This is a genomic window from Arthrobacter rhamnosi (genome assembly GCF_054510975.1).
Map to the genome: position 1 here is coordinate 537578 of NZ_JBTNDN010000002.1, position 13029 is coordinate 550606.

Annotated in this window: 8 protein-coding genes; 2 read left to right on the top strand and 6 right to left on the bottom strand. The window is 68.7% G+C overall.

Going from position 1 to position 13029, the window contains the following annotated elements:
* Positions 1–11 precede the first annotated feature (11 nt).
* Entirely contained in the window at positions 12–1508 is a 1497-nt protein-coding gene (locus ACX80J_RS06875; protein WP_459347242.1) for an amino acid permease, read from the bottom strand.
* Between the two features lie 211 nt (positions 1509–1719).
* Between ACX80J_RS06875 and ACX80J_RS06880 the strand changes: the two genes are divergently transcribed.
* Positions 1720–2424, top strand: coding sequence for a TetR/AcrR family transcriptional regulator (locus ACX80J_RS06880; protein ID WP_459347243.1), 705 nt, complete (start codon positions 1720–1722; stop codon positions 2422–2424).
* Positions 2425–2491: 67 nt separating this feature from the next.
* On the opposite strand, the gene ACX80J_RS06885 is transcribed toward ACX80J_RS06880, so the two are convergent.
* Positions 2492–4105, bottom strand: a complete 1614-nt coding sequence (locus ACX80J_RS06885; protein ID WP_459347244.1) for a phospholipase D family protein — start codon at positions 4103–4105, stop codon at positions 2492–2494.
* 297 nt (positions 4106–4402) lie between these two features.
* Entirely contained in the window at positions 4403–4597 is a 195-nt protein-coding gene (locus ACX80J_RS06890; protein WP_459347245.1) for a helix-turn-helix domain-containing protein, read from the bottom strand.
* Positions 4598–4854: 257 nt separating this feature from the next.
* Between ACX80J_RS06890 and ACX80J_RS06895 the strand changes: the two genes are divergently transcribed.
* Complete coding sequence (locus ACX80J_RS06895; RefSeq protein ID WP_459347246.1) at positions 4855–6156, top strand: hypothetical protein; 1302 nt, start codon at positions 4855–4857, stop codon at positions 6154–6156.
* Positions 6157–6211: 55 nt separating this feature from the next.
* Here ACX80J_RS06895 and ACX80J_RS06900 read toward each other — a convergent pair whose 3' ends face one another.
* From ACX80J_RS06900 to ACX80J_RS06910, 3 genes are all read right to left on the bottom strand, one after another.
* Positions 6212–9397, bottom strand: coding sequence for a glycoside hydrolase (locus ACX80J_RS06900; protein ID WP_459347247.1), 3186 nt, complete (start codon positions 9395–9397; stop codon positions 6212–6214).
* A 40-nt stretch (positions 9398–9437) separates the two neighbouring features.
* Complete coding sequence (locus tag ACX80J_RS06905; RefSeq protein WP_459347248.1) at positions 9438–11477, bottom strand: beta-galactosidase; 2040 nt, start codon at positions 11475–11477, stop codon at positions 9438–9440.
* A 177-nt stretch (positions 11478–11654) separates the two neighbouring features.
* Positions 11655–13007: an ABC transporter substrate-binding protein gene (locus ACX80J_RS06910; protein WP_459347249.1), complete on the bottom strand. Its 1353-nt coding sequence runs from the start codon at positions 13005–13007 to the stop codon at positions 11655–11657.
* Between the last annotated feature and the right edge of the window lie 22 nt (positions 13008–13029).

A 13029-nucleotide genomic window follows, 5' to 3' on the forward strand; every position in this document is an offset into this window, starting at 1 on the left:
CGGGCGGGGTACTAGGAGGTCCTGGCTGCGATGCTCCGGCGGATCCAGAGACCTCCGAGCAGCACGACGGTGACCATCAGGGGGGCGGAGTAGAGGAGGATGCCGTTCTCGCCGGCGGGGTCGTAGACCTCGGGGCGGGGCCAGGACAGGTTGACCACCATGACGGCGCCGTAGAGGACGGCGAGCACGTTCACGGGCAGGCCCCAGCGGCCCAGGGAGAAGAGGCCCGACGGCATGGTCTGGCCCACGCGGTCCCAGTCGCCGCGCAGCCGGTTGATCAGATGCGGGACGGTGACCAGGAGGTACGCGATGTACACCATGACGATGCAGACGCTGGTCAGGGTGGTGAAGAGGGCTGCGTTGCCCACGTTGATGGCCAGGACGCCGACGGCGAGGGCGCCGATGGCGATGGAGGGCCACATCGGGGTGCCGCGGCGGGGGTGGACGGTGGAGAGCAGGGTCGAGGCGGGGAGCTTGCCGTCCCGTGCCATCGAGAAGACCAGGCGTGAGCCGGCGGTCTGGATGGCGAGGGTGCAGACGAAGATCGCGATGGCGACGTCGACCAGGAGGACCTTGCCCCAGAAGGTGCCGAGGACCGCGGTCAGGACGTAGGGGAGCCCTTCGGTGGCCAGGCGGCCGTCGTCGAGGCTCGGTGCCGCCATGAGCGCGGTGATGATCATGAGGGCTCCGCCGACCCCGGAGATCGCCAGGGCGGAGATGATGGTGCGGGGTGCGGTGCGGCGAGGGTCCTTGGTCTCCTCGGAGAGCTCGCCGGCCGAGTTGAAGCCCACCATGACGTAGGCGGCCATGAGGCCGGAGACGAGGAACGCCCCGACGGCGCCCAGGTCCGAGCCCTGCAGCGCCGTGGTGTCCAGGACCACGTCGGGCCCGCGCTGCGCCGCGGTGAGAAGGGCGAGGACGACGGCGATGACGCCGACGATCTCGCAGGTGACGCCCACCGAGTTGATGTGGGCCATGAGCCGGACACCCATCGCGTTGATGACGGTGGTGGCGACCAGGAGGATGGCGCCCAGGACGACGGCGTTCGCGGCGCCCGTGACGGTGTTGAGCGCAGGGTCGCCGCCGACGAGCTGGAAACCGCTCCACAGCTGCGGCAGCACCACCTGCAGGGCGATGGCTGCGGCGGCGGCCGTGACCACCTGTGCCACTGCCATGAACCAGCCGGCGAACCAGCCCACCGTCTCGCCGCCCACGCGCCGTGCCCACTGGTACACCGCGCCCGACAGCGGATAGCGGGCTGCCAGTTCGGCGAAGTTCAGGGCCACGAGCAGTTGGCCCACGAGGACGATCGGCCAGGTCCAGAAGAACGCAGGACCGGCGAACGAGTACCCGAAGGCGAAGAGCTGGAAGATCGTGGTGAGGATGGAGACGAAGGAGAAACCCGCCGCGAAGGACGCGTAGCGGCCCAGCTTGCGGTGCAGGGAGGGCTCATAGCCGAGGGAGGTGAGGTCGGCGTCGTCCGGGTGGGTCGAGGTGGGAATCGTCATCGGAGGTCTCCGTGGTTCGAACGGGATGGGTGCCGGTGCAAGCGATGGGGTACTGCGTAATACCGGTCACTTGATAGTTTTCCAATCCGAGGTCCCGCTCGGGTTTCACGGATGTAAAAGGCTCGTGAGCAGGTTATTTCCGCTATGTTTCGGCGTTTCCCGCGGGCGGTACCGCGCCGGGAGGGGTTCCTCCGGGTGCAAGAATGAGGCCGTGACCCTCACCGGACCGGGACGTCCCCGTACGCGCCAGTCGACCCGCCCCGGGGCCACGGCCCGTGAGGAGATCCTCGACGCGGCGGCGGAGCTCTTCACCACGCAGGGCTACGCCACCACCTCGACCCGCGCCATCGCGGACGCGGTCGGTATACGGCAGTCCTCGCTCTACCACCACTTCGCCACGAAGGACGACATCCTCGAGGAGCTCCTGACCGGAACGGTGGCAGGGGGGCTGGTCTTCGCCCGTGCAGCGTCCGCCATCGGGGACGGCACCGTCTCACCCGCCGCCCGGCTCCATGCCGTGGCGTTGTTCGACGGGACGCAGCTGTGCAGCGGGCGGTGGAACATCGGGGTCCTCTACCACCTGCCCGAAGCCCGGGACGAGCGCTTCCGCTCATTCCTCGCCGACCGCGGGGAATTGCGCGGCCTCTACCGTCGGCTGGGCTCAGCCGTTGTCCCCGCACCGCTCTGGTCCGGCGATGCCCGCCATCACGGCGAACTCGCCTTCCGCCTGGTCGAATCCCTCGTGAGCCTTCGAGCCGACGGCCAGGTCACGCCCGACTCGCCACTCCAGGTGGCCGACGCAGCCATGGTGCTGTGCGGCGCCGGCAGCTCCCTCGGGACGATCCGGGCGGAGAGCCTCGCGCTCATCGAACGGATGGCGCGCGACCTGCCGGACCCGGGGGCCGGCGCGCGCTAGCCGGGAGTTCAGCGCCGATAGGCTGTATCCGTGGACACCGCGGCGGTAGAGCGGTGACCTGGCTTCCCTAGAACTCGGACGTGCCGCGTGATCGGCGGGGACGGCCGTCCGGGTCGACGACGAGGCGGCTGAGGGGCTCCGCCCAGAGCCGTTGGAGGGGCGACACGGGTGCCGGGGTGTGGCGCCGTACCTGCCCTGGAGGACGGGGTGCGCGGCGGCCGGCATCATGCCACCGGTCCAGAGCCTCGGCTGTGCTGTTCCACAGATCGAACCCGGCTGCCGGGTCCTGGAGGCGGGGGTCGTCCTGGTCCAGGCCCAGGTGTTCGGCCCAGAGCTGAAGCCGGAACTCGCGGGCCAGCGGACTGTAGGAGTCCTGTCCGGGGTCTGTGCTGGTCGTCTCCGACGTGCCGGTCGTGGTGTCGAGTACGGCGCAGGTGAGCTCGCTGTCCGAGGTCCACGACCGACGGTTGAAGTTGTCCGAGCCGCAGGCGAACCAAACGTCGTCGATGATGCAGATCTTGGCGTGGACGTAGATCGGTGTTCCGGCCGTGTTCTCCAGATCGAACACGCCGACCCTGCCGGGCGCAGCCCGGTGCAGTATCCCCATGGCGCGCACCTGCCCGATCCGCCTGGGCGGCCCTCCGAGGAGGCCGTCGGAGTCCGGGTACCGGGGTACGACCGCGATCACCTTCAGATCAGGATTGCGTTCAAGGGCCGACGCGATGCCGGCCGCGCCCTCTGTGGACCACAGGTACTGGTCCTCGATGTAGATCAGCGAGCGGGCACGGGAGAAGGCTTTCGCGTAACCACGGGCAATGCTCCGGTCCCCGTCGGGTGCGAAGGGGAACGGAGGATGCTTCACGCCGTAGGTGCGCAGCAACTGTACGGCGTGGGGGCCGGCCGGTGGTGGGGGCGGAGCAGTGGCCGGAAGAGGTTTGGGGTGCCGGGGCATGCGGGCGAGGCGATGCAGCAGCATGCGGTACGGGGTGCGATGGTCCAGGGGATGGGGATCGTTCCACCGTTCGGCGAACAGTGCGAGCACGTCTCCCACCACAGGCCCGCGGAGCTCGAGGGCGGCATCGTGCCACGGCGGCTGTTTCCCGTACCGGGGATCCATCGTCACTGCCTGCGGATCTCCCGCGTGGCCGGCATCGTCCCGCCTGCTGTGGGAGAGGTCGATTCCACCCACGAACGCGACGTCGCGCGACGGGTCGTCACGACGGCGGATGACGAAGAGTTTCTGGTGGTGCGAGCCGAAGAGGCGGACACGCTGATCCAACAGCACCTCTCCGCCTGCGTCGTTGACCTGGCGGCTCATGAGTTCGTTGGACCGGCCGCTGATCGGCGCCGACACGCGCTCTCCGTGGGATCTCCAGATCAGGCCCCGTACTTCCACACCCTTGCGGGCCAGGTCCGCAAGCAACGCGCCGATCGGCGGGCCGTCCTCCGTCAGCCGCTCGTCGCCGTCACCGCGCCAGTCGGTGAACCACACGCGGTCTCCCTCGCGCAGGGCCGTCAGCTCCTCGTGCAGACGGGCGAAGTAGGTGGCTCCATGAACGAGGGGCCGCACGAGGTTGCCCTCGGACCAGGACGGCGACCCGGCACCGCCTGCGTGAACCTCTGTCGCCAGATTCCCCCGTTCGTCGCGGCCCAGGAACCAGTTCTCCGCACCACCGTCCACTCGATGCTCCTTTCGGGGCCCGAGGCGAGGCCGCTAGTACACGGTCTCCAAACTAGCCGACGAACACGCCGATTCAGGGCATTGGACGGGGTCCAGCCGCGCACTCCAGCCGAAAGGAGCCGCCGGGACAGGTTTCCGGCTGCGCGTGAGGCCGGCGTGCGGCAACGTGCCGGACGTGCAGGAGGAAATCCACGGCGTCACCGGCAGCGGCAGGACAGTGGACTCACGACCGCCAGCAGTTCACCTCCGGCGGGGTCCCCCTCCGTGCGCGTGCCCGAATCGGCGACGAGCGGTGGGTCAGTGCCGTGAGTTCACGGAGTCGAGGTACTGCTGCACGGCCGTTTCCGGCACGCGGTAGGAGCGGCCGAACCGGATACCGTGCATCGCACCGGACTGCACCAGGCGGTACACCGTCATCTTCGATACCCGCATCTGGGCGGCTATCTCCGCAACCGTCAGTAGGTTCTCCGTCATGGGGTTGTTATGCGCCATTGCTACCTGCTCCTTGAGACCCGTTCGCCACTCCTGCGTCTCTGCTAACAGTGACCGGCCTCGGTGGACGGCGCACGAGTAGTCACTACGTGTTTCCCATCGCTCGAGCAGCAAGTAGTGGGGCGGCGCTCGCCGATGGGTTGCCACAATTTGGGGGTTGTTTCTGATGCTTCGACGCTCGACACTGGAAAAGCCTGGGGAGGATGAAGATCACTCAACCCGGGGGGGCAATGATGCTGGATTTTCCATCTTTTTCCATGGGCAGGCGTGACAGAGGCCGCAGGGCTTCGTCGCTCGGCGCCCTGCTGACAGCGCTGGTGCTTGCGCTGGGTGCCCTGGTGGCTCCGGTCGCGGCGTCGGCTGCCACCGGTGATGTCGGCGTTCAGGGTCCGTCGCACTCCGGAACGGGCACGCCGACGGGTACGAAGCGGGCGACGAACGCCCTGTGGTTCAACGACGGTATCTGGTGGGGGAACCTGTGGGACACCGCCAGCTCTGATTTCCACATCTTCCGGTTCAACGCCGCGACGAGTCCGACCTCGTGGGTCGATACCGGTGTGGCGACGGAAACGCGCGGCAGCACCCATCACGACGTCCTGTGGGACGGAAAAACCCTGTACGTGGCCAGCTACCGGTTCGTCAACGACGGCCTGCCGGCCGAGCCGGGCTTCCCGACGACGATGCGCCGCTACAGCTACAACTCGAGCACGAAGACCTACACGTTGCTCAGCACCACCCAGATCAACAATTCCAAGGTCGAGGTCCTGACCATCGACAAGGACTCGACCGGCCGGGTGTGGGCCACCTGGCAGCAGGGAAACCGGATCTTCCTGAACGTCACCGGCACGGACGGCAAGACATGGGGGACGCCGTTCGAGCATCCTGCGCGGCCAGGAGTGTCCGTGGATGACACGTCGGCGGTGATCGCCTTCGGCGGCAACAAGATAGGTGTGATGTGGAGCCGGCAGGCCAAAGACGCCACCGACGGCTTCTACTGGAGCGTCCACGTCGATGGAGCGTCGAACACCTCCTGGACCACTCCCGTGGCCGCGACGTCGGGCCTGAAAAGCGGTGATGACCACATGAACCTGAAGTGGCTGGATTCCTCCGGTGGCCGGGTCTTCGCCGCGGTCAAGACGTCCTTCACCTCCGCGTCCCAGCCGCTGATCCAACTGTTGGCATTGAGTGGTTCGACGTGGTCGAAGCACACGATCGCCACCCAGGGCGAGTGCCCGAACCGGGTGATCGTCCTGATCGACGAGAGCACCCAGATGCTGCGGACCTTCGCCACTTATCCGAAACCCAGCGGCACCACGAACGCCGGTGTCTGCTCCACCTCGGGGGGCGCGATCTATGAGAAATCCGCGCCGCTGAACGACCCCGGCAAGCTCGCCACCGCCACGAAAATACCTCGCATCGTCGACGCAGACCAGTACGTTCACAACGTCACCTCGACCAAGCAGAACCTGAACAGCACGCGGGGCACAACCGGCAGCGGTCTGCTGGTGCTCGCCGATGTGAATGCCACCAGCCGGTACTGGCACTACTACAGCCGGTAGACGACGACGGGGCGCCCGCTGCCGCGGACGCCCCGTCGTACCGTGTCGGAGAACCCTACTGCGTGATGTCCACCCGGTAGGTGCTCGTGGCCGAACCGTCCTCGCTCGTCACCGTGACAACGGCGGTCCGGTCAGCGCCCGAGGGCTGCGTCACGGACACCGTCGCGTACGGGTCGGCCGGAACGGCGGACAGGGCGGGGAGCTTGCCCCGCGACGCCACCGAGTAGGAAGTCACGGCGGGATCGAAGCCGGCCACGGGCGTCCCGTCGACGCTGATCGACGCGAGCGCCGCATCCGACGATTCCGCAGGAACGGCACCGAGGACCTCGATCTCGCTGACCACCATGTGCGTCTGCGAGCGGGCCGTCATCACCACGCGCACGCTCGACGCCGTGATGCCGTCGAGCGGCAGGGTCACCGCCGGGGCGGGAGAGCCACCCGGGACGCTCACCGGACCGCCGGCGTTGGTCCACGCACCATTCGCGCCCTGGACCTGCAGCTGCAGGGTCTGCGCGTAGCTGTCCGACGATCCGTCGCGGAAGAAGTGCACGACCACGCCGCCGAGGGTCTGCGCCTCGGGCAGCGTCACGGTCAGGGTGTCGGCGGCGTTCTTGGTGCCGGAGCGCCAGTTGGACCAAGCCTTGTCGCGGGTGTCGCCGTTGAACAGGCCGGCCGTGCCGTAGCCGGGTTCGGTGTAGGTGGCGCTGGCGGTAGTGCCGCCGTCGTCGGCCACGTTGTCCAGCGTGCCCGCGGTGACCTGGATGCGGACGGTCGCCGGGAGCGTGCCACCGTTGCCGTCATCGGCCGTGCCCGCCAGTTCGTAGACGCCGGGAGCGGGGTAGCCGACCGGGGTGCTCCAGGTCACCGGGCGCTCGGCCGTGCCGCCCTGGCTGCCGACGGCAGTCACGGTGGCGGGCAGTTCGGGCAGCCCGTTGACCACGGCCTTGGCGCGGGCAGGCTGCGTGGAGACGAGGGTGTCCACGGTGACCGTGAGTTCCACGGGGAACTGCGTGCCGGTGATGTCGGTCGCGGTGCCCTTGACCTTGACGGTACCGGGCTTCTTCCAGCGGTTGTCGTTCGGGATCTTCCACTCGACAGGGATGGTTCCGCGTGCGCCGTCGCGGTAGACCGGCGTCACGGTCTTCGGCAGGACGGGTGCGGTGCCGGGGACGGTGAACGCGGTGGCATCCTGCACGGAGAGCACGGTCTCGTCGATCAGTGTCCAGCGCTGGTTGGCTCCGGAGTTGGCGACATAGAGGGTCACGGGAGCTCCCTCGGAGGTCTTCCCGCCGCCCACCTCGAGCAGCAGGCCGGTCTCGGCGTTCACGAAGGTGTACGTGCCGTCGCCGGTGGTCGAGGCGATCCAGGCCGCGCGTGGGTCGGCTCCGACGGGAGCGACGACGGCGGCGCCGCCTGCGTCCGCGAGTTGCGAGGCGCCGTCGAGCGTGGTGATCGAGTAGCGCTCGCGGTTCGTGTTGTCCTCGCCCAGGCTGGTGAAGCGGAACAGTTGGCCTGCGTCGGCGGGGTCGCTCGCGCTGATGACGGCGGTGTCGCCGGTCGGCTCGATCGACTTGCCGCTCTGCACGCCCTGCAGCCGGTACACGTGCCCGTCCTGGAGGGCCGCCGCGTCCTCGGCGACGCCGGAGACGCCCTCGACCACGAAGGTGGTGACGGACCGGGCGGGCGCGGTGACGACGGCGGAGCCGCCCTCGATCGCAACCGCTCCACCCTCTACGAGGGCACCGTTGGCGTCGCTGACGACGGGGGTCACCGTCGCACCGGGTGCGACGGAACCGAACTTCGAGAAGTCGAGGACCACGGGCTTGGCATCGGCGGACTCGTTGATGTGGACCACGGCGGCACCGGTGTCGGTGATGGCGGCGGTGGTGTCGTCGTCGTTCACCTGCACCAGGCGGTCGCCGGGCTGGATGTAGTGCGTGTAGTTCCGCACGGTGTCGAACTTGGTGTTCGTGTAGATGGGGCAGCTCTCGAGCGTGTCCACATCGGTGCAGTCGAACGGCATCTGGATGCTGCCCCAGTTGGCGCCGGCCGCGCTCTCGCCGCCGGGCTTCATGTTGTCGTAGTCCTCGACGGGCTGCCAGAACACCCAGGCGCTGGGTTCGAGCTCGCGGAGGTCGTCCGTGATGCGCTTGGCCATGCCGAGGCCCGGCTCCATGCTGGTGAAGCTCTGGCCGTTGCCCCAGGAGCCCTCGACCTCGCTCATCCAGAGGGGCTTGTCCTCACCCTTGGCGATATCCCTCACCGTGGTGCGCTGGCCGGTGCCGTAGGTATGGACGTTGAGCTGGTCCACCAGGTCGCGGACCTCTGCCGGATAGCTGTTCCAGTTGGTGGCGAAGATGCCGGGATTGGTCTCGTCCATCGCGGAGATCGTCGCGTCCGTACTGGAGTCGTCGAGCTTCGGCGCGAGGCTCTTCAGGACCTGCTGCTGGAGCTGCGGGCTGATGTGCGCACCCTCCTGGCGTCCGCCGACGGGCTGTCCGCCGGCATCCAGACGCGTGCCCCAGTAGTTGGTGTTCGGCTCGTTGAACGGATCGAGCGTGTCCACCGTGATGCCGTGGGCGTTCTCGAGCTCCTCGACCACGCGGACCAGGTATGCGTTGAAGTCGTCGATGCTCTCGGTCTTCAGCTGGTCCTTGGTCGCGTCGAAGCCGCCGGAGACGTAGCCGCTGACGGTCTGGAACCAGGGCGGCGAGTTGCTGAACGCCTCCCAGTGGGTGATGTCCTGCTTGATGCGGTCGATCCACCAGCGCTGTGTGGCATCCGCCTCGAGGTTCCAGTCGGCGGGATCCTCCGGGTCGAACCAGTCGGTATTCGCGCGCGTGGTGCCCTCGGGAGCGTTCCACCAGCCCTCGACGGCACCGCCCGGGCGCAGGTAGTCCTTCACGTCGGGTGCGTTGCCCCCGCCGATGTTGTAGCGGGCGATGTTGAGGTTGAGGCCCTCGGGGCCGAACACCAGCTCCGCGAGGCGGTTCCGGATCTCGTCTGGGTAATCGCCCGTAGCGTTCGCGAACCATACGAGGCTCGTACCCCAGCCCTCGAACTCATCGCCCTGATAGGAGGGGTCGGGGGTGAGGGTCAGCGCGCCCTCCGGGACGGCCGGCGGTGCGGGCAGGGCCGGGGGCGCGGCCTGCGCCGCACCCCCGATCAGGGAGGCGGCTGCCAGGACGGCGGCCACCCCCGTGGCTGCGGCCTGAGTGGCGCGCCTGGATCGATTCGTCATTGAATGTGTTCCTTCCAGCAAGGTGGATACTGCGGTGGTCCTAGGTGGTGCGCGAGACCTTCCTCGTGAGGACGGCGACCGAGCGGGGAGCCAGCTTGGACTCCTCGCCCGTGAGGGTGTCGCCGTCGACGCCCGCGATGTCCACGGGCTCGTCGGTGCGGTTGATGAGGAAGACGTAGTCGGCGTCGTCGTCGGTGCGCAGCACCTGCTCGACGGCGCCGCGGAGTTCGGCGGGCAGCTCGCTGGCGATCCCGGCGCGGCCGGCGAGACCCGCGAGGACGGGCTCGAGGCCCTGCGCGCCGAGACGCGCGCCCAAATAGGCGGCGCTGCCGGAGCCGACCTGACGCCGCGTGACGGCCGCATCTCCGGCGTGCTCCCCGGTGATGTACCGGGCGAGGACCTCGACGCCGTCGGCGCGCGGCAGCACGCGGTCGGCCCAGCCCGTGGCGGTGGTGCCGTTGTCCAGCTGGACGGTCTCGCCGTCGAGCAGCGGGCCGAACTCGTCGATACGCACGCCGAGCAGGTCCGCGAGGGCGCCGGGGTAGCCGCCGAGCCAGATGTGGTCGTTCTCGTCGGTGATGCCGCTGAAGTAGCTCGCCACGAGGTGCCCGCCGCCGCTCACGTAGTCCTCGAGCCGCGCCTTCAGGGCTGCCGGGACGGTGTGCAGGATGGGCGCGACGACGAGCCCGTAGCCGGCGAGGTCGGTGGCGGAGGGGACGACGTCGGCGCGGATGCCGAGCGCTAGGAACGCCGAGTACCAGTCGAGGGCCTCCTGCTTGTAGCGCAGGCGGTCGGACGGGTGGGAGTCCTGCTCCGAGGCCCACCAGGAATCCCAGTCGAAGAGGATCGCGGCCGGTGCCGCGCTGCGGCGGGAACCGACGACGTCCGACAGCGAGGCGAGTTCCCGGCCGAGGTCGACGACGCCGCGGAAGATCGGGCTGTCCTCACCGGCGTGGGGGACCATCGCGGAGTGGAACTTCTCGGCGCCGGCCTTGGACTGCCGCCACTGGAAGAAGCAGACGGCGTCGGCGCCGTGGGCCACGTGGGTGAGCGAATCCCGGCGCAGTGCCCCGGACTTCTTCGGGGTGTTGACGGGCTGCCAGTTCACCGCGCTGGTGGAGTGCTCCATGAGGAACCAGGGCTTCCCGCCGGCGATGTTGCCCGTGAGGTTCGCGGAGAAGGAGAGCTCGTCGACGGCCTGCGGGCCGGGGACGAAGTAGTGGTCATTGGCGACGAAGTCCAGTTCCGCGGCCCAGTCGGCGTAGTCCATGCCCTTGGTCTCGCCCATGACCATGAAGTTGGTGGTGATGGGGATGTCCGGGGTGATGCTGCGCAGGATGTCGCGCTCCTCGCGGAGGTACTGCTTGAGGGCGTCCGAGGAGAAGCGCTTGAAGTCGAGCTGCTGGGTGGGGTTGGGGTGCGAGGCGGCCTGGCGCGGGGGCAGGATCTGCTCGAAGCGGGTGTAGCGCTGGGACCAGAAGTCCGTGCCCCACGCGTCGTTGAGGGCGTCGATGCTGCCGTAGCGGTCGGTGAGCCAGGTGCGGAAGGCACGGGCGGCGTCGTCGGAGTAGTCGTAGATGTTGTGGCAGCCGAGCTCGTTGGAGATGTGCCAGGCGCACACGGCCGGGTGGTCCTTGTAGCGTTCTGCCATACGAGCGACGAGCTTCAGGGCGTGTTCCCGGAAGACAGGGCTGGTGGGGCGCCAGTGCTGGCGGGCGCCGGGCCAGAGGGTGCCGCCGTCCTGCGTGACGGGGAGGATCTCGGGGTGCTCGGTGGCGAGCCACGGCGGCGGGGAGGCGGTCGCGGTGGCGAGGTCGACGGCGATGCCATTGGCGTGCAGGAGGTCGATGACCTCGTCGAGCCAGGCGAAGTTCCAGCTGTCCCGCTCGGGCTGCAGGCGAGCCCAGGAGAAGATCGCGAGGGACACCACGTTGACGCCGGCCTCGCGCATGAGGCGCACGTCCTCGTCCCACGTCTCGCGCGGCCACTGCTCGGGGTTGTAGTCGGCGCCGAAGGCCATGCGCCTGCGGTTCGGCTCGGACGGCCAGCGCAGCCAGCGGTGGGGAGTGGGTGTTGACACGGTGGAGCTCCTTGGCGGTGATTCTCGAGGCGTTCGGGCGCGGTCGCGCCGCCCGCCGTCGTCGTGCCCTTCCCGTATCCGGGCGAGGGTCGACGACGGCGGGTACAGCTGGGGATCGAACAGGGTGGAACGGGCCGGGCGGATGCGCGAGGGCTCCCGTCCGGTCCGGGTCTGGTGCTACTCCGAGACGGTGAAGCCCTGCTCGGTGCCGTACTTGATGCTCGCGTCCTGCCAGCTCTTCAGCCCGTCCTTGAGGGGGGTGTCGGAGACGTAGGCCTGGCCCACGGTGTCGTTGAAGATGCTGTTGGCGTAGACCTGGAAGGGCAGGTAGGACCAGCCTTCGGGTACATTCCGAGCGGACTCGGCGAAGATTTCGTTGGCCTTCTGGCCGCCGAAGTACTCGAACTCGGAGTTCAGGAACTCGTCCGATTCGAGGGCCGCCGACGTCGCGGGGAACGCGCCGCCGTCGATTCGGGTCTGGACGCCGTCGCCCACGTTGGCGTAGTCGAGGAAGGCGTACGCGAGGGCGCCCTGCTCGCTGGCGGTCGGGATGGTCAGCGAGCTGCCGCCGTTCTCGGCGCTCGCGGTGCCGCCCTCTTCCCACTGGGGAAGCGGTGCCGCACGCCACTTGCCGGCTGCCGTGGGGACGCCGGAGGTGAAGTTGCCGGGCATCCAGGCGCCGGTGGACAGGGTGGCGATGGTGCCGTTGCCGAGGCCCTGGTACCACTCGTCGCTCCAGGAGCTGATGGGTGCCAGGAGGTCCTCGTCGAGGAGCTGCTGCCAGGTCTCGGCGAACTTGGTGGAGCCCTCGTCGGAGAAGTCGATCTTCACGTCGGTGCCGTCCACCGTGTAGGGCTTGCCGTCGGCCTGCCAGATGAGGCTGGTGGCGAAGCCGGCGTCGCCCGTGTCATTGGCGATGTACACCTTGGGGTCCGCCTTGTGGAGCGTCCGGGCCGCCTCGATGTACTCATCCCAGGTGGTGGGGACCTCGACGCCGTACTTCTCGAAGACCTCGGTGTTGTAAAACAGGGCCATGGGCCCGGAGTCCATGGGCAGGCCGTAGATGCCCTCGCCCGCCTGGACGGAGCTCCACGGGCCGGGGCTGAAGGTGTCCTGCAGGTCGCCGGCGCCGTACCCGCTGAGGTCCTGCACGGACTCGGCGAGGGCGAACTGGGGGAGCGCGTAGTACTCGACCTGCGCGACGTCGGGCACGCCCGAGCCGGCGGCGATCGCGTTCTGCAGCGCCGTGTACTGGTCGTTGCCGGTGCCCGCGTTCACGAGGTCGATGTCCACGTTCGGGTACTCGGCCTCGAAGTCCTCGACGACCTTCTCCAGCGTGGGCTCCCAAGCCCAGACGGTGAGGTCGCCACCCTTCTCGAGGGCTGCCTGGACGTCGTCGGCGCTGACCTCTGCGGGTGCCGCACCGCCGGCGTCGTTCCCGCCGCCGCCACCGCAGGCGGTGAGGGCGAGGGCTGCCGCGAGGGCCAGTGCCGAACCGCGCAGCACCGCCGGGGAGATTTTGCTCTTCATGGGGTTCCTTTTCACTTCATCG

Excerpts from the sequence above, each read along its gene's own strand:
- ACX80J_RS06875 (WP_459347242.1), bottom strand. The coding sequence starts at position 1,508 with ATGACGATTCCCACCTCGACCCACCCGGACGACGCCGACCTCACCTCC.
- ACX80J_RS06890 (WP_459347245.1), bottom strand. The coding sequence starts at position 4,597 with ATGGCGCATAACAACCCCATGACGGAGAACCTACTGACGGTTGCGGAG.
- ACX80J_RS06895 (WP_459347246.1), top strand. The coding sequence starts at position 4,855 with ATGGGCAGGCGTGACAGAGGCCGCAGGGCTTCGTCGCTCGGCGCCCTG.
- ACX80J_RS06900 (WP_459347247.1), bottom strand. The coding sequence starts at position 9,397 with ATGACGAATCGATCCAGGCGCGCCACTCAGGCCGCAGCCACGGGGGTG.
- ACX80J_RS06910 (WP_459347249.1), bottom strand. The coding sequence starts at position 13,007 with ATGAAGAGCAAAATCTCCCCGGCGGTGCTGCGCGGTTCGGCACTGGCC.